This is a genomic window from Citrobacter sp. Cb031 (assembly GCF_030336725.1).
Lineage (GTDB): Bacteria > Pseudomonadota > Gammaproteobacteria > Enterobacterales > Enterobacteriaceae > Citrobacter > Citrobacter braakii.
The window spans coordinates 423,689-445,542 of record NZ_JAOWDA010000021.1 but is presented as its reverse complement, the minus strand read 5'-3'; the positions used below and the strand labels follow the sequence as shown (position 1 = coordinate 445,542).

The following is a 21,854-nucleotide window of genomic DNA, read 5'->3' as shown; positions in this document are numbered from 1 at the left end:
TGACCCGTGTAGTCATCCCTATAGAGATGACTGGGTATGAATTTTCGGTGTACGCCCAAGCGGCACCACTAACGGCGTTCCGGCAACCGGATCGTCGATAATCATACAGCGCAGACCATAGATTTTTTCAATAAGCTGCGCGGTGACGATCTCTTTCGGCGCACCCTCGGCAACAATTTTTCCGTCACGCAGCGCAATCAGATGCGTCGCATAGCGACACGCCTGATTAAGATCGTGCAGAACGGCGGCCAGCGTATACCCTTTCTCCCGGTTTAGCTCACTCAGCAGCTCTAGCAGATCGATCTGATGGCTGATATCCAGCCAGGTGGTAGGTTCATCGAGCAGCATAATCGACGTTTCCTGCGCCAGCACCATCGCAATCCATGCGCGCTGGCGTTGTCCACCGGAAAGGGTATCCACACTTTGTGACGCAAGATGAGTGATTCCCGTCGCCTGCATTGCGTTTGAGACCGCGATTTCATCCTCATTTCGCCAGCGGGTAAACAATGGCTGATGCGGGTAGCGCCCACGGGCAACCAGCTCCTGTACCGTAATATCACCCGGCGTGGTGGCGTTCTGCGCCAACAAACCTATTCTGCGAGCAACCTCTTTGCTGGCATAGTGCTGGATATGCTCGCCGTCGAGCCAGACCTTACCGTGCGCGGGCGTCATCAGACGACTAAGCGTGCGCAGTAGTGTTGATTTTCCGCAGCCGTTTGGCCCGATAATTGCGGTGAAGTGACCGTCTGGAATCGACACATTGAGGTTTTCCGCTACGGTAAATTTGCCATAACCCAGCGTTAACTGGTCGCCACGCAAACGGGCTACTGATTCGATCATTTTTTGCGGGACTCCTGAATTAACAAGACGATAAGATAAATACCGCCGAGGCTTACGGTGACAACGCCCACCGGAAGCTGATAAGGCATAAACAGCTGTTGGGCGCATAAATCCGCCATCAACAGCAGCAACGCGCCACACAGCGCCGACAGGGTTAATCCCCAGCGCGATGTGCCGCTAATCCGCCGCGCGATATGTGGGGCGACAAGGGCAATAAACGAGATAGGGCCAGCCAGCGCGGTGGCGGCTGCGGTCAGTACAACCGCAACCAGCATCATCATCAGACGTGAGCGCTCTACGCTGACGCCAAGCGCACAGGCGCTGTCATCACCCATTTCCAGTAAACGCATCCGGCGCACCAGCAGCGTGGCGCACACCAGCATAAGGATAATCAGTGGGGCAGAAGGCCAGGTTTTGGCCCAGGTCAGGCCATTGAGCGATCCGGCGTTCCACAGTCCGGCGGTCAGCGCGGTTTCTAATGATGCCTTCAGCAGTAGCCAGGTGTTGAACGCAACCAGCATGGCGCGTATACCGATCCCAATAATAATCAGCCGAAAGGTGTCGATACCATTGCGCCAGGCGAGCGCCCAGACCACCAGAGACGTCAGGACCCCGCCAACCATGGCCGCAAGCGCGATAGCGGTGAGATGCTGTCCGAACAGCACCATTGCCACCAGCACACCGCTCCAGGCACCGGTATTGAAACCCATCACATCCGGGCTGCCCAGCGGGTTGCGCATCAGCGACTGGAATATTGCACCGCTCACGCCGAGCGCCGCGCCAATCAATAGCGCCATCAGCACGCGTGGCAAACGCCATTCGGTCACCACCAGCGTAATACTGCGCGGCGCATCGCCAAGCAGAGCGGCAATAATTTGCTGGGTTTCCAGCGTAACGACGCCGCTACGCAGGCTCCACAAGCCAACGGCGAGACAACCTACAACCAGCAGCAGGCTGCTGACTATCAGGCGGCGGGAGAGGTGCATCATGCGCCACCCCCGCGCGGTTTCCGGCGTACCAGAAAGATAAGCACCGGCGCGCCGATAAATGCGCTGACCACTGAAACGCGCAGTTCGCCGGGGACAATCAGGCGACCGATGATATCGGCAATTAACAACAGAGAGGGGGTTGCCAGCAGGGTAACGGGCAGCGACCAACGGTGATCTGCCCCCACCAGCCAGCGCGCCATATGCGGCATCATCAGGCCGATAAAGGCGATAGGGCCGACAATCGCGGTCGCACTGCCGCACAGTACGGTAATCACCAACAGGCCAATAAACTGCGTGCGAGCGACTTTGCTGCCAAGTGCGGTGGCGGTGTCGCTCCCGAGGCTCAGGCTATTCAGAGCACGGCTAAGGAATAACGCGACAGCCGCGGCAATCAGTACCGGCACCAGGACGACCTTCAGCGTATGCAGGCTGCGGATATCCAATGAACCGGCCTGCCAGAAACGCAACTGATCGTAGACATCCGGGTTGAGCAGGGCGATTCCGGTGGATAATCCTTCCAGCACCGCGCCCAGCGCAACGCCCGCCAGCGTCAGGCGTACCGGGCTTAACTGCCCGCCGCCCTGGCTGCCGGTAAATGCCACTATAAGCGACGCGGCCAGCGCCCCGGAAAAGGCCATCAGCAGTTGCTCTTGCGCAGAGGAAAAGCCGAACAGTGCGGCTCCCAGCACAATAGCGAAGCTGGCACCGGAGTTAACGCCCAGAATACCGGGATCGGCGAGAGGGTTACGCGTGAGCGTTTGCATTAATGCACCAGCCAGACCCAGCGCCCCACCGGCGAGCAGCCCCGCCAGCGTGCGCGGCAGTCGCGCGTCCAGCACGATGGTGCAATCAGCGCTTTGACAACTGCTGGTAAGTGCATCCAGCACCACGGAGGCAGGTAGCGACTTGGCGCCAATAACCAGACTTAATATCGTGGTGAGAACAAGTAATAACAATAGTCCGGGAACGGCGAAGGCACGTGTCGCGGAAACAGAGCATGACATATCAACTTCCCTGATAATGATAGTAATTATCGTTATCGATCTTATTTGGATATGTTAGCATGTGCAGCCATCGAATGGATATTGAAAAAGTACCTGGTAAGGCTCTGTAATGAATCGACAATCCTGGCTGCTCAATCTCAGCCTGTTAAAGACCCACCCTGCATTTCGCGCCGTCTTCCTCGCCCGTTTTATTTCCATTGTCTCTCTGGGGCTACTCGGCGTGGCGGTTCCGGTACAGATCCAGATGATGACCCAGTCGACCTGGCAGGTCGGTTTGTCAGTGACGTTGACCGGCAGCGCAATGTTTATTGGTCTGATGGTGGGCGGGGTGCTGGCAGACCGCTATGAGCGTAAAAAAGTGATCCTGTTGGCTCGTGGAACCTGCGGAATCGGCTTTATTGGTCTGTGTCTGAATGCGCTGCTGCCCGAACCGTCGTTACTGGCGATTTATTTGCTTGGCTTATGGGACGGTTTCTTTGCCTCGCTGGGCGTGACCGCGTTGCTGGCGGCAACACCGGCGCTGGTTGGCCGAGAGAATTTGATGCAGGCCGGGGCGATTACCATGTTGACGGTACGTCTGGGTTCGGTTATTTCGCCGATGCTTGGCGGGGTATTGCTCGCGACCGGTGGCGTGGCGTGGAACTACGGTCTGGCGGCGGCGGGCACTTTCATTACCTTGCTGCCGTTGCTGAGCCTTCCCGCGCTGCCGCCTCCGCCGCAGCCGCGCGAGCATCCGCTAAAATCGCTGCTGGCAGCATTTCGCTTTCTGCTTGCCAGCCCGCTGATTGGCGGCATTGCGCTGCTTGGCGGTCTGTTGACTATGGCGAGCGCCGTGCGCGTGTTGTATCCCGCGTTGGCGATTAACTGGCAAATGTCGAGTGCGCAAATAGGTCTGCTGTATGCGGCCATTCCTCTTGGCGCGGCGGTGGGCGCGTTGACCAGCGGACAACTGGCGCACAGCGTTCGTCCGGGACTGATCATGCTGGTATCGACCGTGGCTTCGTTCCTGGCTATCGGTCTGTTTGGGTTGATGCCGGTCTGGGAGCTTGGCGTTGTCTGCCTGGCGCTGTTCGGCTGGCTGAGTGCGGTCAGCTCTTTGTTGCAGTACACCCTGTTACAGACGCAGACGCCAGAAGCGATGCTCGGGCGAATTAACGGTTTGTGGACTGCGCAGAACGTTACAGGAGATGCGATCGGCGCGGCGCTGTTAGGGGGATTGGGGGCGATGATGACACCGGTTGCTTCGGCAAGCGTAAGTGGGTTTGGGCTGGTGATTGTCGGTCTGCTACTGCTGCTGTTGCTGGGAGAAGTGCGCCGATTCCAACAAATGCCTGTGAATGCCGGATAGCGTTGTCCTCTACGGTTTGTAGGCCGGATAAGGCGTTAGCCGTATCCGGCGCTGGCGATTAAAAGAGAGCTGACAGACGTTGCAGCAGCAGGGTCGCGCTGTAGTAGTCGAGACGGAAGGTTTCCGTACCCAGGGCGTAAACACGTTTATTCTGCACGGCAGGCAGATGCGCCAGCAGCGGATTAGCATAAATGGCGTCGGCATCTTTGTTGTCGCCAGCGAACAGGAACAGCGCTTCGCCGTTCAGACCAGCCGCCAGGTTCTCACCGCCAAGCTGGATGATATCGTGGCGTTTGCCCTGACTCTGGCTGGTGTGCAATCCGGCAGGCAGCGGTGCCAGGGTGAACCCTAACTGCTCCATCAGCTTGCCCTGCGCCGACTCAGGCGTCCACAGGTTGGCGCTGTGCGCTGCAGCGGTGTACACCAGCGCGCTGACCGGTTGCGGCGGCAGGGTAATACGCTGCTTGACCGCCTGCAGTTGCTTATCAAACTCGGCAATACGCGCAGCCGCCTGTTGCTCCTGACCGGTAATTTCACCTAACTGCGTCAGCAGCGCCTGCCAGCTTTTGTCGTCGTAATTAATGATGAGCGTTGGCGCAATGGTGGACAGCTGATCGTATAGCGCGAGGGCTGAATCTCCCCCGGTGGCGCTGATCAGAATCAGATCAGGCATTTGCGCTGCCACGGCCTCAGCGCTCGGTTCGCCGATATACAGGCGGCTCAGTTTGCGCGCCTTTGCCACTTCGCTCCACTGGCGTAAAAAGCCCTGTGCATCGCCGATGCGATTGTTCGGCGTAGTAGCGCCGCTGGCGATGACCGGGGCATCAATTGCCAGCAGCGAGCCGGTGAGGGTGACGCTGGTGGAGACAATTCGCTGCGGCTTATGTTCCAGCGTATGCGTACCACGACTGTCGGTAACCTGACGCGGCCAGTCGGCGGCATAACCTGAAGAAATTCCTGAAATAGATAAACCTGCCAGTAAGAACACGGTGCGGCAAAAAGAGGGGAGACTCACGAATCAGCATCCTGTTATCAGTATAAGTAATGCTTCTCATTTTCATTGTTAGTGGACAAGGATGCAAGCCAAAGTCGCACATTGTGCTGCCACAAGAGTTGACATACCGCCGCTTTGCTTTTAGGTTAGCGACCGAAAATATAAATGATAATCATTATTAGAGCTTTTATCATTTTTGGAGGATGATATGGAAACGTCACTGGCCGAGGAAAAAACGCAGACTATGCCGACGCTCGCTCCCGACAGTTTTTTCTTTATGTCGCCGTACCGTAGTTTTACGACGTCAGGATGCTTCGCCCGCTATGCGGAACCGGCAATTGATGGCGATTCGCCAGACAGCCCTTTCCAACAAAAAATGCATGCACTGTTTGCTGATGCCAAAGCGCAGGGTATCGCTAACCCCATCATGGTCGGGGCGATTCCTTTTGACACCCGCCAGCCGTCATCGCTGTTTATTCCCCAGTCGTGGCAGACGTTCTCCCGAACGGCGAAGCAGCAATCATCTCGTTACTTTAACGCGCATCAGTCGCTGAACGTTGTTGAACGTAAATCGATCCCGGAACAGAACTTCTTTGAAGATATGGTCGCTCGTGCGGCTGCGCTGACGGCAACCCCGGAAGTCGACAAAGTGGTGTTGTCACGCCTGATCGATATCACCGCTGATGCCAATATTGACAGCGGGGCGCTGCTGGAGCGCCTGGTGGCGCAAAATCCGGCGAGCTACAACTTCCACGTCCCCCTTGAAGACGGTGGCGTATTGATAGGCGCCAGTCCGGAACTGCTGTTACGCAAAGAAGGCGATCGTTTCAGCTCATTACCGCTGGCAGGTTCGGCACGACGTCAACCGGACGATGTGCTGGACCGTGAGGCGGGCATCCGCCTGCTGGCGTCCGAAAAGGATCGCCATGAGCACGAACTGGTGACGCAGGCCATGAAAAATGTCCTGCGCGATCGCAGCCGTGAACTGCAACTCCCTTCTTCTCCGCAACTGGTCACCACGCCTACGCTCTGGCACCTCGGCACGCCGTTTGAGGGTAAAGCCAACGCGCAAGAAAACGCCCTGACGCTCGCGTGCCTGCTGCATCCGACGCCTGCGCTGAGCGGTTTCCCGCATCAGGTTGCGCGCAAACTTATCGCCGAGCTGGAGCCGTTCGATCGCGAACTGTTCGGTGGCATTGTCGGCTGGTGTGATGCCCAAGGCAACGGCGAATGGGTGGTGACGATCCGTTGTGCGAAGCTGCTGCGTAATCAGGTACGTTTCTTTGCCGGTGCCGGGATTGTTCCGGCTTCGTCCCCGGTTGCGGAATGGCGTGAAACGGGAGCCAAACTCTCCACGATGTTGAATGTTTTTGGACTGCATTAAGAGCCTTATTGACCAGGCCTCTAAGGAGCGATAATGAGTATTCCTTTCACCCGTTGGCCGGAGGAGTTTGCCCGCCGCTATCGTGAAAAAGGTTACTGGCAGGATTTGCCGCTGACCGACATTCTGACCCGTCACGCCGACAGCGACCATACGGCGGTGATCGATGGCGAACGCCACCTGAGCTATCGCCAACTGAATCAGGCCACTGACAATCTCGCCTGCAGCCTGCGCCGTCAGGGGATCAAACCCGGCGAAACCGCGCTGGTGCAACTGGGCAACGTGGCTGAGTTGTATATCACTTTCTTTGCGCTGCTCAAGCTGGGTGTAGCCCCGGTGCTGGCATTATTCAGCCATCAGCGAAACGAACTTAACGCCTATGCCAAACAGATCGAACCTGCGCTGCTGATTGCCGATCGTCAGCATGCGTTGTTTAGCGGAGACGATTTTCTTAACGCTTTTGTGGCTGAACACAATTCAGTGCGCGTGGTGCAACTGCGCAATGACGAAGGCGAACACAATCTGCAAACGGCGATAAGCCAGCCTGCGACTGATTTTTCCGCCACGCCATCGCCTGCTGATGAGGTGGCCTATTTCCAGCTTTCAGGCGGGACTACCGGGACGCCAAAGCTGATTCCTCGTACCCATAACGATTACTACTACAGCGTGCGTCGCAGCAATGAGATTTGCCGATTCACCGGGGAAACGCGTTATTTATGCGCGATCCCGGCGGCGCATAACTACGCGATGAGTTCGCCTGGCGCGTTGGGGGTATTCCTGGCTGGCGGCACCGTCGTGCTGGCGGCTGACCCGAGCGCCACCCTGTGCTTCCCTCTGATTGAACAGCATCAGGTTAACGTCACGGCGCTAGTGCCGCCAGCGGTGAGCCTGTGGCTGCAGGCAATTGCGGAGTGGGGGAGCAATGCGCAATTGGCTTCGCTGACGCTGCTACAGGTCGGTGGGGCACGGCTTTCCGCCTCGCTTGCGGCGCGTATTCCGGCGGAGATTGGCTGCCAGCTGCAGCAGGTCTTCGGCATGGCGGAAGGGCTGGTGAACTACACCCGTCTGGACGACAGTCCTGAACGCATCATCAATACCCAGGGCCGCCCGATGTGTCCCGATGATGAAGTCTGGGTAGCAGACGCTGACGGCAACCCTTTAGCCCAGGGAGAAACCGGGCGCCTGATGACACGTGGCCCATACACCTTCCGCGGCTACTTCAAAAGTCCTGAGCACAATGCCAGCGCCTTTGACGCCAACGGTTTTTACTGCTCCGGCGATCTGATCGCCATCGATCGAGATGGCTACATCACCGTCCAGGGACGCGAGAAGGATCAGATCAACCGCGGTGGAGAGAAGATCGCTGCAGAAGAGATTGAAAACCTGCTGCTGCGCCACCCGATGGTGATCCATGCCGCGCTGGTCAGTATGGATGACGAACTGATGGGCGAGAAAAGCTGTGCCTGGTTGGTGGTAAAAGAGCCGCTGCGAGCGGTGCAGGTGCGTCGTTTTCTACGCGAACAGGGCGTAGCGGAATTTAAATTACCTGACCGCGTGGAGTGCGTTGAGTCGTTACCGCTGACTCCGGTTGGGAAAGTAGATAAAAAACAATTACGTCAGTGGCTGGCATCACGTTCACTGGCCTGAAGGAGAATAAGAGATGGCAATTCCTAAACTGCAGGCTTATGCGCTACCCACGGCGCTTGATGTTCCGGTGAACAAAGTGGACTGGGCGTTTGACCCCGAACGCGCCGCACTGCTGATCCACGACATGCAGGACTATTTTATCGGTTTTTGGGGCGATAACTGCCCGATGATGGAGCAGGTCGTCGCTAACATCGCCGCACTGCGTCAGTACTGCAAAGAGCATAACATTCCGGTGTATTACACCGCTCAGCCGAAAGAACAGAGTGATGAAGACCGCGCTCTGCTCAATGATATGTGGGGACCGGGACTGACGCGTTCGCCGGAACAGCAGAAAATCGTTGAGGCGCTGGCGCCGGATGAAGCGGATACCATTCTGGTGAAATGGCGTTACAGCGCATTTCATCGCTCCCCGCTGGAACAGATGCTTAAGGAGACCGGACGTAATCAACTGATCATTACCGGCGTGTATGCGCATATTGGCTGTATGACCACCGCAACGGACGCCTTTATGCGCGACATCAAGCCGTTTATGGTTGCCGATGCGTTGGCAGACTTTAGCCGTGACGAACATCTGATGTCGCTGAAATACGTGGCGGGACGCTCCGGGCGTGTGGTGATGACTCAGGAATTATTACCGACGCCGGTACCGGCCAGCAAAGATGCGTTACGCAGCATTATTCTGCCGCTGCTCGATGAGTCCGAAGAGCCGATGGATGACGAAAACCTGATCGACTACGGACTGGATTCCGTGCGCATGATGGCGCTGGCGGCGCGCTGGCGTAAGGTTCATGGCGATATTGACTTCGTGATGCTGGCGAAAAACCCGACCATTGACGCCTGGTGGACGCTGCTCTCTCGCGAGGTGAAGTAATGTCTGGATTTGACTTCGCAGGGAAAACCGTCTGGGTAACCGGCGCGGGAAAAGGGATTGGCTACACCACGGCGCTGGCGTTTGTGAAAGCGGGTGCTGAGGTGACAGGATTCGATCGTGAATTTTCTCAGAATAACTACCCGTTTGCCACCGAAGTGCTGGATGTGGCGAATGCTGAACAGGTGGCTGAGGTGTGTCAGCGCGTCCTGCAAACGCGCGAGCGGTTGGATGTGTTGGTCAATGCGGCGGGTATTTTGCGTATGGGGGCCACCGATGCGCTGAGTATTGAGGAGTGGCAGCAGACGTTTGCGGTTAACGTTGGTGGGGCGTTCAATCTGTTTCAACAGACGATGGCGCAGTTTCGTCGCCAGCAGGGCGGGGCAATCGTGACCGTCGCGTCGGATGCGGCGCACACGCCGCGTATCGGTATGAGCGCATACGGTGCGTCAAAAGCCGCGCTGAAAAACCTGGCACTGACCGTCGGACTTGAACTGGCAGGCAGCGGTGTGCGTTGCAATGTGGTTTCGCCAGGCTCGACCGATACCGACATGCAGCGTACGTTGTGGGTCAGCGATGATGCGGAGCAACAGCGCATTCGTGGGTTTGGCGAGCAGTTTAAGCTCGGCATTCCACTGGGGAAAATCGCGCGTCCACAGGAAATCGCTAACACTATTTTATTCCTCGCTTCCGATCTGGCGAGCCACATTACGCTTCAGGATATCGTGGTGGACGGCGGCTCCACGCTGGGGGCATGACGATGATCTGGAAACGTCATTTAACGCTGGATGAACTGAATGCCACCAGTCAGAACACGATGGTGGCGCATTTAGGCATGGTCTATACCCGACTGGGGGATGATGTGCTGGAAGCCGAAATGCCGGTGGATAGCCGGACGCATCAGCCGTTTGGTCTGCTGCACGGCGGCGCGTCGGCGGCCCTGGCGGAAACATTGGGTTCGATGGCGGGTTATCTGATGACTCGCGACGGGCAGTGTGTGGTGGGTACGGAATTGAACGCCACGCACCATCGGGCGGTTGCGCAGGGGAAAGTGCGCGGCGTTTGCCAGTCGCTGCACCTCGGGCGTCAGAGTCAAAGCTGGGAAATCGTCATCTTTGATGAGCAGGGACGACGCTGTTGCACCTGTCGTTTAGGCACTGCGGTGATGGGGTGAAGTCGCCCGACAAAGTAAAATGAAATTGCAGGGTTAACGGCTAAATGAAGTGATCCAGTTAACAATGCAATGTAAATACTCAGTGATACTTCGGGTTTACATGGTTGTCAGGTTGTTAAATTCAGAAAAGATGTTATAGAAACAAAATGTAACATCTCTCTGACCAGGACAACGGAAAACCAAGTATGAATAAATCAGGGAAGTACCTCGTCTGGACAGTGCTCTCCGTTATGGGAGCATTTGCCCTCGGCTATATCGCATTAAATCGTGGCGAACAGATCAACGCGTTGTGGATAGTCGTGGCGTCGGTCTGTGTCTACCTTATCGCTTATCGTTTCTACGGCCTGTACATCGCGAAAAATGTACTGGCGCTGGACCCGACGCGTATGACGCCTGCCGTGCGTCATAACGATGGTCTGGACTATGTTCCTACCGATAAAAAAGTGCTGTTTGGCCACCATTTCGCGGCGATTGCTGGAGCGGGTCCATTAGTTGGACCGGTGCTGGCGGCGCAAATGGGCTATCTGCCGGGTATGATCTGGCTGCTTGCCGGGGTGGTACTGGCGGGGGCGGTGCAGGACTTTATGGTGCTGTTTGTTTCTACCCGTCGCGATGGTCGTTCCCTTGGCGAACTGGTGAAAGAAGAGATGGGCCCAACGGCGGGCGTCATTGCGCTGGTGGCCTGTTTTATGATCATGGTGATTATCCTCGCGGTACTGGCGATGATCGTCGTGAAAGCGCTGACCCACAGCCCGTGGGGAACCTACACCGTCGCCTTTACTATCCCGCTGGCGATCTTCATGGGGATTTACCTGCGTTATCTGCGCCCGGGCCGCATTGGTGAAGTGTCGGTCATCGGTCTGGTATTCCTGGTGTTTGCTATTATTTCCGGCGGCTGGGTGGCTGAAAGCCCGACCTGGGCACCGTACTTTGACTTTACCGGCGTACAGTTGACCTGGATGCTGGTGGGATACGGCTTTGTCGCCGCCGTACTGCCGGTGTGGCTGCTGCTGGCGCCGCGTGATTATCTCTCTACCTTCCTGAAAATCGGTACCATTGTTGGTCTGGCGGTAGGGATTCTGATCATGCGTCCGACGCTGACCATGCCTGCGCTGACCAAGTTTGTTGACGGTACAGGCCCGGTCTGGAGCGGTAACCTGTTCCCGTTCCTGTTTATTACCATCGCCTGCGGTGCGGTCTCTGGTTTCCACGCGCTGATTGCCTCCGGCACCACGCCGAAGATGCTGGCGAATGAAGGTCAGGCCTGTTTTATTGGCTACGGCGGGATGCTGATGGAATCCTTTGTCGCCATTATGGCGCTGGTGGCGGCCTGCGTTATCGACCCGGGCGTCTACTTTGCGATGAACAGCCCGATGGCTGTACTGGCACCTGCCGGAACCACCGATGTGGTTGCGTCAGCGGCACAGGTTGTGAGCAGTTGGGGCTTTGTTATCACGCCTGATACGCTGCATCAGATTGCGAACGATGTCGGCGAACAATCCATTATTTCCCGCGCAGGCGGTGCGCCGACGCTGGCGGTGGGCATGGCGTATATTCTGCATGGTGCACTGGGCGGAATGATGGATGTGGCGTTCTGGTATCACTTCGCCATTCTGTTTGAAGCCCTGTTTATTCTGACGGCGGTAGACGCCGGTACGCGTGCCGCACGCTTTATGCTGCAGGATCTGCTGGGCGTGGTGTCACCGGGTCTGAAACGTACCGATTCGTTGCCTGCGAACCTGCTGGCAACGGCGCTGTGCGTGCTGGCCTGGGGTTACTTCTTGCACCAGGGCGTGGTGGATCCATTGGGTGGTATTAATACCCTGTGGCCACTGTTTGGTATCGCCAACCAGATGCTGGCCGGTATGGCGTTGATGCTTTGCGCGGTGGTGCTGTTCAAGATGAAACGTCAGCGCTACGCGTGGGTGGCGCTGGTGCCAACGGCCTGGCTGCTGATTTGTACCCTGACCGCCGGCTGGCAGAAAGCGTTTAGCCCGGATGCGAAAATTGGCTTCCTCGCCATCGCTAACAAGTTCCAGGCGATGATCGACAGCGGTAATATTCCGGCGCAGTACACTCAGTCGCAGCTGACGCAGTTGGTGTTTAACAACCGCCTGGATGCGGGTCTCACTATCTTCTTCATGGTAGTCGTTGTGGTGCTGGGTCTGTTCTCCATCAAAACTGCACTGGCAGCACTGAAAGAGGACAAACCTACGTCGAAAGAAACGCCATACGAACCGATGCCTGAGAATGTCGAAGAGATCGTGGCGCAAGCGAAAGGCGCGCACTAATATTCTCTTAACCAACGAGCCCTCTCCTGAATGGGGAGGGCGTTTGTTCGACAGGGAACCACTATGTTTGAAACGCTCTCTAAAGCCGGGAAGTATTTAGGTCAAACCGCCCGATTAATGATAGGTGTGCCGGATTACGACAACTATGTTGAGCATATGCGCGTCACGCATCCGGACCTGACACCAATGACCTACGAAGAATTTTTCCGCGAACGCCAGGATGCGCGCTACGGGGGGAAAGGCGGCGCGCGCTGCTGTTAATGCTCTTCATCATTCAAGCTGCAGGCGTGTTCACCCTGGTCACTTATCTTTGTAAGCTCCAGGGGTTTCGCTGCGTTGCCGCCATCAGGCATCTCACACCATAATCACACCGTAAACGATTCTACTTTTTCGAACGCTGCGCGCAGCGTCTGTGGCGTTAACGTTACCGGCAGCGCATGAATGGACTCCACCGGGCGCAGGGTGTGCGCAATCACGTTGTCGATTTCGGCGCGGTTGTTGATGTCCACTTCCAGTTGAGCCAACCGGGTTGGCAGGTTGAAGCGCTGATAGGCGGTAATTAACTGCGCCAGCACATCATCTTGTCCCAGCAGCGCGCTCTGCACCAGTATGCCGTACGCCACTTTGGTGCCATGCAAAAACTTCTCGGTCTGCGGGAGCACGGTCAGGCCATTATGTACCGAATGCGCTGCCGCCACGCGGGTGTAGCGCTCACCCAGACCGCCGACCATGCCGCCTCCGGCAATAATTGCATCCACTACATCGCAAAATGTGCGGCTCAACGTGCCTTGTTGCTTATCGACCAGCGCCTGCTCGCTGCTTTCCAACAGGACGTCGCGGATCGTCTGCGCAGCATGGATACCCAGACGTACGGTCAGAGGCAGGTTTTCCGGCTCAGGTGCGAGCACGACTGCCTCGTACCATTTCGCCAGCGTGTCGCCGATCCCCGCCAGTAAGTATTCTTCAGGCGCATTGAGAACGATCTCTGGCTCGACCAGCACGAGGAAATTGGCGTCAGCGAAAATTTCGAAATGCAGCGCCTGGCCTGCATCGTTGTACCAGACGGAGAGCGGTGTCCATGCGGCGCAGGTCGCTGCGATAGTAGGAATACCGACAAAAGGCAGACCCAGACGACGAGCCAGCGCTTTGGCCGTGTCGAGCAATGTCCCGCCGCCCACACCAATCACCACGCTGCGATTCTCTCCTGACTCTTTTGCCAGTTGAGTAACATCGGTTTCACTGCAATGTCCCGTAAACAGCAGGTGTCTGGCATCGGCAAGATGAAATGCCTCAGGCAGATAAGGGCGGGCCGCGTCGATGGCGCGTTCACCGTAAACCCAGACGGCGCGTGAGAGTTGCTCTGCGGTGAAAAAATCGTTGAGTCTTGACAGGCTGCCGGGATGGGAAAAATAGTTGGCCGGGCCGGTGACGACGCGAATCTCGGTATTACTCATGTTGTGTTGTCCTTTTGGCTGTCCTGTCAATGCAGGTTATTTTTATATAGACGTCTGAACGTCTTGATTGCCAAATACTAGCATCGTGCTATAGTGGCTTCAACCACAACATCACCCGCTGGGATAACAATAATGAGTAATAACCCGCTGATTCCGCAAAGCAAACTGCCTAATCTTGGCACCACTATCTTCACGCAAATGAGCGCGCTGGCGCAGCAGCATCAGGCCATTAACCTCTCGCAGGGATTTCCTGATTTTGACGGCCCACTTTTTTTGCAGGAACGTCTGGCGTATCACGTCGCGCATGGCGCAAACCAGTATGCGCCGATGACGGGCGTACAGCCGTTGTGCGAAGCCATTGCGGATAAAACCGCGCAGTTGTACGGCTATAAACCTGATGCGAATAGTGAAGTGACCGTGACGGCGGGGGCCACAGAAGCGCTGTTCGCCGCAATTACGGCGCTGGTGCGTCCTGGCGATGAGGTGATTTGTTTTGACCCGAGCTACGACAGCTATGCGCCCGCGGTCGAATTATCCGGCGGCGTAGTTAAACGTATCGCGCTGCAACCGCCGTCTTTTCGCGTCGACTGGCAGGAATTTAGCGCTGTACTCAGCGAACGTACCCGACTGGTGATCCTTAACACGCCGCACAATCCTTCCGCCACCGTATGGCATCACGCCGATTTTGATGCCCTGTGGCAGGCGATTAGAGAACGCGAGATCTTTGTCATCAGTGACGAAGTTTATGAGCACATTTGCTTCGCCGGACAGGGACATGCCAGCGTGCTGGCGCATTCACAGCTGCGCGAACGCGCGGTTGCAGTTTCATCGTTTGGGAAGACCTACCATATGACCGGCTGGAAAGTCGGCTACTGCGTTGCGCCTGCCGCCATTAGCGCTGAATTACGCAAGGTACACCAGTATCTAACGTTCTCAGTGAATACGCCGGCTCAGTTGGCGCTGGCGGATATGCTGCGGGAGGATCCAACACACTATCGTGAGTTGCCAGCCTTTTATCAGAAAAAACGCGATGTGTTGGTGAACGCGCTGCGTGACAGCCGACTGGAAATTTTGCCGTGTGAAGGCACCTATTTTCTGCTGGTCGATTACAGTGCCGTCTCCACGCTTAACGACGTTGAGTTTTGCCAGTGGCTGACCAAAGAAGTGGGCGTTGCCGCGATCCCGTTGTCGGTTTTCTGCGCCGATCCTTTCCCGCATAAGCTGATTCGCCTATGTTTTGCCAAGCAAGAATCGACGCTGCTGGCGGCAGCCGAACGTCTGGTTGCGCTGTAGTTATTTTACTGTCCAGGCTTTGGAGAAGCGACGGTCGGCAAATAACTCTTGCAGACCGTTAATTTGTTTCAGACGTAAAACCTCATCGTCGTCCATACCTAACTCTTTACTGATTTTCTCTTCGCTCCATCCCAGGAGCGATAATTCACGAACGATTTCCGACATGGCATGAATTTTATGCCGCCCGCGGGCACGGTTATGACGAATTGTCGCTGCCATGCGTTCATGGCGTTCACGCTGTAAACAGGTGACCGGCAGGTAGCCATGCAGGCGTGATTTCAGCGACGGTTTGCTTTTACCTAGCTCATGACGGTGGAAACCATCGACAATTTCGTATTCTTCCGCCGTGGAGTGAACTACCACGATGGGCTGCGTGAATCCGTCTGCTTCGAGGGATTTCTGCAGCAGTTTTTTCTCCGGAGGCGCAACGTTATTGGGGTTATAGTCATTGGGTGAGATATGCTCATTTTTAATCCATAGTACACAATCTACTGGCTCTTCGCGAAAAGGGCTGACGCTGTGGATAGCCATTCTGAATTGGTTGATTGCTTCAATTCGTTCTTCTTCTGACAGCCCAGAAAGAAAACCAGTGAGTTCTTGAGTTAGTCGGTGTTGCATAAGATTCCCCATTGCTGGCGTTTTATTTTCATGCGTTCATTATAACGTTGGTAGTTTTTGGGTTTTGTGGGGCTGAATGACAGCGCCCGGCACCAGTAGTCGTTATTCAGCAGGACTTTACAGATACGCCGCCACGACGGAATATCCGCTGAGCCAATATCTTTTTCCTGAGTTTGCGGGATATTGTCCATGCCCTTTTTCTTATACCACTGCAAATAGATGGCGATTTTATTGCGATAATGCTCAGCGGTCTTTTCCGGCATGCTATTGAGTAGCAGCATGGCGTATTCCTGCCAGTTTAAATGTTCGGGTTTTAATATTTTGCGGTGCCCGTAAAAATGGTTGTCCTGACCGGCATAAATTCCGCCACTTTTTACACCGCTGACACGGGCACACATGGCTGCCCAGCGCTCGGGTTCAATGACGTGATATAGCCATAATCCCTGACGCTGTTCCGGGCCAAAGGGCTCACAAATACGCATGTAACGTGTTGGGACACCGGCCTGATACATGAGATTGTATAAGGGATTGCACGACATTCTGGTTTTTGCGAACCAGGTCCAGATATCGGCAATTTTCCAGTCATAAATCGGGTAAATATACCAGGTATGCCCGCCGGGGGCGCTGGTGGTCCAGGGTTTATCATCGGCAAAGCGCTGCTTTTGCGAATTGGCAATGGCGACAAAACGATTATATGACTCATCGGCGCGGATCCCGACCATCATGCCGGCTGGACGTTTCTCTGAATACCAGTCAGCGAACTCGCGAACAAATTGTTCAAAGGTCATGCCGGGTTGATAGAAGGAGAAATACTCTGGATCGGTTATGGCATCCGTGGGAGGCTGGCGAACCCACGGAGTACCTGGTTCCCAACACTGCCATTCTGGCTGAAATTGAGAGAGGGAATTCTGGGTGGTGAGCGGTAAAGCCACCCAATAAAAGCGCTCGATGACATCGGAATAACGTGCACGAAGCGCCTCAATATAATCAATAGTGCAGGAAAACTGGGCTTCCCAGTCGATAAATAGTACATCAATTTTTTTATGCAGTTGGCGTGCAAGCATAGCTGTCAGATGTAACATCAGTCCTGAATCTTTCCCGCCGGAGAAAGAGACACAAACCCGAGGCAGAGTTTCCAGCGCCCAGGTTATGCGCTCCAGAGCGGCGTCCAGCACGTTTTGAGCAAGCGGGATTTTATAAATAGACATATTAAGCTCATATCAGAATTATTATTCAAAACAATAACAAATGCTGACAATAAGATATGCTAATTTTTTTCAGGCGCAACGTTTTAATACATTCATGGTTGTTTTGAATTGCCTTTATTCATAAAAATATAAAATGAATAGCTAAAGCTCTATTTGTTAGTCCTCTGGTCATTTCTATCATTTATTTTATTAATTAAATTAACGAAGCCAGTATTGTTGAGTGATGCTCTGTTATACATCAAAAATAAATTTATTTTTGGTAAGGGGATATCGATACAGATCTCTTTTAAATTAAATGAGCCGGTATATTGTTCGTAAACATCCCTTGGTAGCAGACCTATGATATCTGTGTTTGAAATAATATTAATGATCGTTATTAATGAGTCGCTGCGGAAACCAATATCTCGATTAGCCAGCAAGGCGCTGGTTTTTTGCCAGTATTCTTTAACGCCAGGGTCTTCAGAGATAAGTTGCGTGAACTGTTCTTTTAATATTGTTTCAAGCGTGCTTTCTCCATTAATTCTTGGATGGTTTTTGTTGCAAACTAATATTGTTTCAGCAGTTTTAAATGGTGAGCATATTATCGAGCGATTACTCACTGGGGCGGTAGCAATGACTAAATCTGCTTTTCTGTAAGCCAACAGATTTTCCGTACTTTCAGCAGTGATGAGTATGTTATGGTGCTCAATTTCGACATGTGAGTCTTCTCTGAGAAAATGAATAACTTCCTCGATGTTGATAATGGTTGGCAGTTGTGGACAGTAAATAATGAATTTTTTCTTCAGACTGGAGTTATTCATGATGTTTATTGTCTGCTCCAGACTGTTGAGGTTTTTCTCAAGATGATGATGGAGGTTAATCCCCATAATCGTTGGCGTTAGGCCTTTTCCGGAGCGGATAAACAGCGGGTCATTAAATTGTGTGCGTAGCCGTTGCAGTGACTGGCTAACGGCAGAGGGGGTAATATACAAAGTTTCAGCAGCTTTAGTGATACTCAAATGTTGATAAATACACTCAAAGATAACCAACAGATTGAGATCGAACTTTTTGAGGTCATAGAGGTTAGCCATGCATACCTTCCTGTGATGGTCATGTTTTGAAAGATTTAATTTTGAAATATTTTAAGTTGTGATTATTCTTGTGATTTATGTTTGTGTGCTTAATGAATTATTAATTTAAACTAAAATAGCACATATTGCATAATTTTGACCAAAAAAGTTAATTTAAATGAGTGATTGACATGAAAATGATAACAACCACTCATTTTGTTACTTTTATTTATTACCCATGATAATGTTTAATTTCTCCTTATCCGGCAAGCCGACTTCCTGTTGTAACGTATCGTCTTTACTCATGTAATAGATAGCCGGCGTGACGTTGGCGCCTAAATCATCCATCAACTTTTGATTGATATTCAATACCTTCATCTGCTCCGGTGAAATGGAGGTCGGGATTTCTAGCTTCATATTCCCACCAGATGCCTCATAGTCATGCCAGGTCTTGGCCGGATCTTTTGCGGCCAGAATCGCAGCGGCGGTAGCCGGGCTTTCGGGTTTAATTACGCCAACCAGTATTGTGCGCAACTGAACTTTACCTGAGTCTACCCACGGGCGAGCCTTTTGCCAGAACTGTTTGCAATAGGGACAGAAGGGATCGGCAAACACATAGACAATGACTGGAGCCTCTTTTTTCCCGTCCAGAATCCAGGATGTTTTTTCCATTCGCTGCCACATTTCGCGCCCGGCAGGGGCGTAGATCTCTTTTTCTATCAGCGTATTACTGAGGTTTTCACCTTTTTCGTTATACATATAACCGGAAATGGCGTGTTTGCCGTCAGGCGTAACATAGATAGTAACGCCCATATCCTGGTATTTTCCCAGGTAGCCCTTCATTCCACCCGGCGCGTCGAAGGGTTTGAGAATAGTAATGCCCTGTTTCTCAATAGCTTTAACGGGGGCAGGAAGTTCTTCGGCGTGCACCACGGCAGGAAGCAGGGTTAAGAGTAAGGTACGTTTAAACATTGATTTTCCTTATAAAATCAGAAGGAAAGGGGGCTAAGTTGCAAAACCTATCGCAGCCATAGGTAAGATCGACCGTCTGTCGATTGCCCTTTCTTGAGTGGGGTGATGTAATCCCAATCGCTGTTACGACCTTTGTTAAGGTAATGTAGAGCGCAACACATAGCCAGCCCTGCTGGCACTGACGTTACCTGCGGGTAGCTCGGGTAATGAGGCTCCCTGCAAAGGGGGCCTTTTTTACTTTTATCTTTAGGTTCACAACATGAGTTTGAGTGGGTTGTTAGTTAACGCTTATTGATTTGATAAAGGAAACGCATTAGCCCTGCGAAGAGATTTTCGTTAACTTATCTCTCAACGAAAACACGGAGGAAGTACAGATGTCTTTGATTAATACCAAAATTAAACCTTTCAAAAACCAGGCGTTCAAAAACGGTGAGTTCATCGAAGTAACCGAGAAAGATACCGAAGGTCGCTGGAGCGTCTTCTTCTTCTACCCGGCTGACTTTACTTTCGTTTGCCCGACCGAGCTGGGTGATGTGGCTGACCACTACGAAGAACTGCAGAAACTGGGCGTAGATGTCTATTCCGTATCTACTGACACCCACTTCACCCACAAAGCATGGCACAGCAGCTCTGACACCATCGCGAAAATCAAATACGCGATGATCGGCGACCCGACTGGCGCCCTGACCCGTAACTTCGACAACATGCGTGAAGATGAAGGTCTGGCTGACCGCGCAACCTTCGTTGTAGACCCGCAGGGTATCATCCAGGCAATCGAAGTTACCGCTGAAGGTATCGGCCGTGATGCGTCTGACCTGCTGCGTAAAATTAAAGCCGCACAGTACGTTGCCTCTCACCCAGGTGAAGTTTGCCCGGCGAAATGGAAAGAAGGCGAAGCGACCCTGGCTCCATCCTTAGATCTGGTCGGTAAGATTTAAGTCGCATAATTTGTAGGCCGGATAAACGCAGTGCATCCGGCCATTCCACAGGCGCAGTTTGCGCCTGTTTCATTCCAGCACCATGACGCAAGTTGCATTAATGCAGTCCCGCAAAGTCGGCTTGCATGATGATGTTTTCAGAGAGGGAAGAAGAATGCTCGACACAAATATGAAAACCCAGCTCAAGGCTTATCTTGAGAAACTGACCAAACCTGTTGAGCTGATTGCTACGCTGGATGACAGCGCTAAATCGGCAGAAATCAAGGAACTGCTGACTGAAATTGCTGAACTGTCAGAAAAAGTCACCTTTAAAGAAGACAATACTCTGGCGGTACGCAAGCCATCGTTCCTGATCACCAATCCAGGTTCTCACCAGGGGCCGCGCTTTGCCGGTTCTCCGCTGGGCCATGAGTTTACCTCCCTGGTGCTGGCGCTGCTGTGGACCGGTGGTCATCCGTCAAAAGAGGCGCAGGCGTTGCTGGAGCAGATCCGCGATCTTGACGGTGATTTTGAGTTTGAAACCTATTATTCGCTTTCCTGTCATAACTGTCCGGACGTGGTACAGGCGCTGAACCTGATGTCGGTACTGAATCCACGCATCAAGCATACGGCGATTGACGGCGGTACATTCCAGAACGAAATTACCGATCGCAACGTGATGGGCGTTCCGGCGGTGTATATGAACGGCAAAGAGTTCGGTCAGGGGCGTATGACGCTGACTGAGATCGTGGCGAAAGTAGATAGCGGCGCAGAAAAACGTGCGGCACAAGAGCTGAACAAACGTGATGCTTATGACGTGCTGATTGTCGGTTCCGGTCCTGCGGGGGCGGCAGCGGCAGTGTACTCTGCACGTAAAGGTATTCGCACCGGTCTGATGGGCGAACGTTTTGGCGGTCAGGTTCTTGATACCGTTGATATTGAAAACTACATCTCGGTACCGAAAACCGAAGGCCAGAAACTGGCGGGCGCGCTGAAAGCACACGTTGATGACTATGATGTTGATGTGATCGACAGCCAGAGCGCAAGTAAACTGGTTCCGGCGGCGCAGGAAGGCGGTTTGCATCAGATTGAAACGGCATCCGGCGCGGTGCTGAAAGCACGCAGCATTATCATTGCCACCGGTGCGAAATGGCGCAACATGAACGTTCCGGGCGAAGATCAGTATCGCACCAAAGGCGTAACCTATTGCCCGCACTGCGATGGCCCGCTGTTCAAAGGCAAGCGCGTTGCGGTGATTGGTGGCGGCAACTCCGGTGTTGAAGCTGCTATTGACCTGGCAGGCATTATTGAACATGTGACGCTGCTGGAGTTCGCACCTGAAATGAAAGCTGATCAGGTGCTGCAGAATAAGCTTCGCAGTCTGAAAAACGTCGATATTATTCTGAATGCGCAAACGACAGAAGTGAAAGGCGATGGCAGCAAAGTCACCGGCCTGGAGTATCGTGACCGCGTGAGTGGCGACGTTCACAGTGTGGAACTGGCGGGTATCTTTGTACAGATAGGTCTGCTGCCAAACACCAACTGGCTGGAAGGTGCCGTCGAGCGTAATCGCATGGGTGAAATCATCATCGATGCCAAGTGCGAAACCAGCGTGAAGGGGGTTTTCGCCGCTGGTGACTGCACCACCGTACCATATAAGCAGATCATCATCGCGACCGGTGAAGGCGCGAAGGCCTCATTGAGTTCGTTTGATTATCTGATTCGCACGACAGTAGCATAAAAAAAGTAAGACACACCTGCAATGCCAAAACCGTCAGCCATCCGCTGGCGGTTTTTTATTTCCACG

20 protein-coding genes are annotated in these 21,854 nt (G+C 53.7%); 11 read left to right on the top strand and 9 right to left on the bottom strand.

What is annotated here, in order from left to right:
* Positions 1–18 precede the first annotated feature (18 nt).
* From fepC to fepD, 3 genes are read right to left on the bottom strand one after another with little or no spacing between them, the layout of a single operon-like run.
* A complete protein-coding gene (fepC, locus tag OGV93_RS06610; protein ID WP_016152192.1) occupies positions 19–840 on the bottom strand; it encodes an iron-enterobactin ABC transporter ATP-binding protein in 822 nt (273 codons plus the stop codon).
* Positions 837–1,829 carry an iron-enterobactin ABC transporter permease gene (fepG, locus tag OGV93_RS06605; protein WP_016152193.1) on the bottom strand — a complete coding sequence of 331 codons (993 nt, stop codon included), beginning with the start codon at positions 1,827–1,829 and terminating at the stop codon, positions 837–839. Before fepG ends, fepC begins: the two co-directional genes overlap by 4 nt.
* Positions 1,826–2,833, bottom strand: coding sequence for a Fe(3+)-siderophore ABC transporter permease (fepD, locus tag OGV93_RS06600; protein WP_049271363.1), 1,008 nt, complete (start codon positions 2,831–2,833; stop codon positions 1,826–1,828). The genes fepG and fepD overlap by 4 nt, the downstream gene beginning before the upstream one ends.
* Before the next feature lie 109 nt (positions 2,834–2,942).
* Here fepD and entS point away from each other — a divergent pair, with 109 nt between their 5' ends.
* Entirely contained in the window at positions 2,943–4,181 is a 1,239-nt protein-coding gene (gene entS, locus OGV93_RS06595; protein ID WP_287109457.1) for an enterobactin transporter EntS, read from the top strand.
* A 58-nt stretch (positions 4,182–4,239) separates the two neighbouring features.
* Here the strand turns inward: entS and fepB are convergent, their stop codons facing one another.
* Positions 4,240–5,196, bottom strand: a complete 957-nt coding sequence (gene fepB, locus OGV93_RS06590) for a Fe2+-enterobactin ABC transporter substrate-binding protein (RefSeq protein ID WP_287109456.1) — start codon at positions 5,194–5,196, stop codon at positions 4,240–4,242.
* Between the two features lie 187 nt (positions 5,197–5,383).
* Here fepB and entC point away from each other — a divergent pair, with 187 nt between their 5' ends.
* The 7 genes from entC to OGV93_RS06555 all read left to right on the top strand — a co-directional run bounded on the left by entC (position 5,384) and on the right by OGV93_RS06555 (position 12,797).
* Positions 5,384–6,559, top strand: coding sequence for an isochorismate synthase EntC (gene entC, locus OGV93_RS06585; protein WP_016152197.1), 1,176 nt, complete (start codon positions 5,384–5,386; stop codon positions 6,557–6,559).
* A gap of 33 nt (positions 6,560–6,592) precedes the next feature.
* Positions 6,593–8,203 carry a (2,3-dihydroxybenzoyl)adenylate synthase EntE gene (gene entE, locus OGV93_RS06580; RefSeq protein ID WP_016155946.1) on the top strand — a complete coding sequence of 537 codons (1,611 nt, stop codon included), beginning with the start codon at positions 6,593–6,595 and terminating at the stop codon, positions 8,201–8,203.
* Between the two features lie 13 nt (positions 8,204–8,216).
* Entirely contained in the window at positions 8,217–9,074 is an 858-nt protein-coding gene (locus OGV93_RS06575) for an isochorismatase (protein WP_016152199.1), read from the top strand.
* Positions 9,074–9,829: a 2,3-dihydro-2,3-dihydroxybenzoate dehydrogenase EntA gene (gene entA / locus OGV93_RS06570; RefSeq protein ID WP_016155947.1), complete on the top strand. Its 756-nt coding sequence runs from the start codon at positions 9,074–9,076 to the stop codon at positions 9,827–9,829. The genes OGV93_RS06575 and entA overlap by 1 nt, the downstream gene beginning before the upstream one ends.
* A 2-nt stretch (positions 9,830–9,831) precedes the next feature.
* Positions 9,832–10,245, top strand: coding sequence for a proofreading thioesterase EntH (entH, locus tag OGV93_RS06565; protein WP_101699797.1), 414 nt, complete (start codon positions 9,832–9,834; stop codon positions 10,243–10,245).
* A 185-nt stretch (positions 10,246–10,430) separates the two neighbouring features.
* Positions 10,431–12,536: a pyruvate/proton symporter CstA gene (gene cstA, locus OGV93_RS06560; protein ID WP_016152202.1), complete on the top strand. Its 2,106-nt coding sequence runs from the start codon at positions 10,431–10,433 to the stop codon at positions 12,534–12,536.
* A gap of 63 nt (positions 12,537–12,599) precedes the next feature.
* The gene (locus OGV93_RS06555; RefSeq protein ID WP_019076244.1) at positions 12,600–12,797 is read left to right on the top strand and encodes a YbdD/YjiX family protein; all 198 of its coding nucleotides are present in this window, start codon (positions 12,600–12,602) and stop codon (positions 12,795–12,797) included.
* 104 nt (positions 12,798–12,901) lie between these two features.
* Here the strand turns inward: OGV93_RS06555 and OGV93_RS06550 are convergent, their stop codons facing one another.
* Positions 12,902–13,990, bottom strand: coding sequence for an oxidoreductase (locus OGV93_RS06550; protein WP_016152204.1), 1,089 nt, complete (start codon positions 13,988–13,990; stop codon positions 12,902–12,904).
* A 132-nt stretch (positions 13,991–14,122) separates the two neighbouring features.
* Here OGV93_RS06550 and OGV93_RS06545 point away from each other — a divergent pair, with 132 nt between their 5' ends.
* On the top strand, positions 14,123–15,283 hold the full coding sequence (locus tag OGV93_RS06545) for a pyridoxal phosphate-dependent aminotransferase (protein ID WP_287109455.1): 1,161 nt from the start codon (positions 14,123–14,125) through the stop codon (positions 15,281–15,283).
* On the opposite strand, the gene OGV93_RS06540 is transcribed toward OGV93_RS06545, so the two are convergent.
* The 4 genes from OGV93_RS06540 to dsbG form a co-directional block, all read right to left on the bottom strand.
* Entirely contained in the window at positions 15,284–15,901 is a 618-nt protein-coding gene (locus OGV93_RS06540) for an IbrB-like domain-containing protein (protein ID WP_016155950.1), read from the bottom strand. It abuts the gene before it with no gap.
* The gene (locus OGV93_RS06535) at positions 15,886–17,109 is read right to left on the bottom strand and encodes a phosphoadenosine phosphosulfate reductase (RefSeq protein WP_287109454.1); all 1,224 of its coding nucleotides are present in this window, start codon (positions 17,107–17,109) and stop codon (positions 15,886–15,888) included. The genes OGV93_RS06540 and OGV93_RS06535 overlap by 16 nt, the downstream gene beginning before the upstream one ends.
* A gap of 149 nt (positions 17,110–17,258) precedes the next feature.
* Entirely contained in the window at positions 17,259–18,179 is a 921-nt protein-coding gene (gene citR / locus OGV93_RS06530) for a DNA-binding transcriptional repressor CitR (RefSeq protein ID WP_137352695.1), read from the bottom strand.
* A 204-nt stretch (positions 18,180–18,383) separates the two neighbouring features.
* Positions 18,384–19,130, bottom strand: a complete 747-nt coding sequence (gene dsbG, locus OGV93_RS06525) for a thiol:disulfide interchange protein DsbG (RefSeq protein ID WP_016155953.1) — start codon at positions 19,128–19,130, stop codon at positions 18,384–18,386.
* Between the two features lie 374 nt (positions 19,131–19,504).
* Here dsbG and ahpC point away from each other — a divergent pair, with 374 nt between their 5' ends.
* On the top strand, positions 19,505–20,068 hold the full coding sequence (gene ahpC, locus OGV93_RS06520) for an alkyl hydroperoxide reductase subunit C (RefSeq protein ID WP_004859485.1): 564 nt from the start codon (positions 19,505–19,507) through the stop codon (positions 20,066–20,068).
* 154 nt (positions 20,069–20,222) lie between these two features.
* Positions 20,223–21,788 carry an alkyl hydroperoxide reductase subunit F gene (gene ahpF / locus OGV93_RS06515; protein WP_287109453.1) on the top strand — a complete coding sequence of 522 codons (1,566 nt, stop codon included), beginning with the start codon at positions 20,223–20,225 and terminating at the stop codon, positions 21,786–21,788.
* The last annotated feature ends 66 nt before the right edge of the window (positions 21,789–21,854 follow it).

Bases quoted from the DNA above. Each gene is read 5' to 3' on its own strand.
- ahpC (WP_004859485.1), top strand. From the start codon at position 19,505: ATGTCTTTGATTAATACCAAAATTAAACCTTTCAAAAACCAGGCGTTC.
- OGV93_RS06545 (WP_287109455.1), top strand. From the start codon at position 14,123: ATGAGTAATAACCCGCTGATTCCGCAAAGCAAACTGCCTAATCTTGGC.
- dsbG (WP_016155953.1), bottom strand. From the start codon at position 19,130: ATGTTTAAACGTACCTTACTCTTAACCCTGCTTCCTGCCGTGGTGCAC.
- OGV93_RS06575 (WP_016152199.1), top strand. From the start codon at position 8,217: ATGGCAATTCCTAAACTGCAGGCTTATGCGCTACCCACGGCGCTTGAT.
- entH (WP_101699797.1), top strand. From the start codon at position 9,832: ATGATCTGGAAACGTCATTTAACGCTGGATGAACTGAATGCCACCAGT.
- OGV93_RS06540 (WP_016155950.1), bottom strand. From the start codon at position 15,901: ATGCAACACCGACTAACTCAAGAACTCACTGGTTTTCTTTCTGGGCTG.
- entC (WP_016152197.1), top strand. From the start codon at position 5,384: ATGGAAACGTCACTGGCCGAGGAAAAAACGCAGACTATGCCGACGCTC.
- entE (WP_016155946.1), top strand. From the start codon at position 6,593: ATGAGTATTCCTTTCACCCGTTGGCCGGAGGAGTTTGCCCGCCGCTAT.
- ahpF (WP_287109453.1), top strand. From the start codon at position 20,223: ATGCTCGACACAAATATGAAAACCCAGCTCAAGGCTTATCTTGAGAAA.
- OGV93_RS06555 (WP_019076244.1), top strand. From the start codon at position 12,600: ATGTTTGAAACGCTCTCTAAAGCCGGGAAGTATTTAGGTCAAACCGCC.
- entA (WP_016155947.1), top strand. From the start codon at position 9,074: ATGTCTGGATTTGACTTCGCAGGGAAAACCGTCTGGGTAACCGGCGCG.
- citR (WP_137352695.1), bottom strand. From the start codon at position 18,179: ATGGCTAACCTCTATGACCTCAAAAAGTTCGATCTCAATCTGTTGGTT.
- cstA (WP_016152202.1), top strand. From the start codon at position 10,431: ATGAATAAATCAGGGAAGTACCTCGTCTGGACAGTGCTCTCCGTTATG.
- fepD (WP_049271363.1), bottom strand. From the start codon at position 2,833: ATGTCATGCTCTGTTTCCGCGACACGTGCCTTCGCCGTTCCCGGACTA.
- OGV93_RS06550 (WP_016152204.1), bottom strand. From the start codon at position 13,990: ATGAGTAATACCGAGATTCGCGTCGTCACCGGCCCGGCCAACTATTTT.
- fepC (WP_016152192.1), bottom strand. From the start codon at position 840: ATGATCGAATCAGTAGCCCGTTTGCGTGGCGACCAGTTAACGCTGGGT.
- entS (WP_287109457.1), top strand. From the start codon at position 2,943: ATGAATCGACAATCCTGGCTGCTCAATCTCAGCCTGTTAAAGACCCAC.
- fepG (WP_016152193.1), bottom strand. From the start codon at position 1,829: ATGATGCACCTCTCCCGCCGCCTGATAGTCAGCAGCCTGCTGCTGGTT.
- OGV93_RS06535 (WP_287109454.1), bottom strand. From the start codon at position 17,109: ATGTCTATTTATAAAATCCCGCTTGCTCAAAACGTGCTGGACGCCGCT.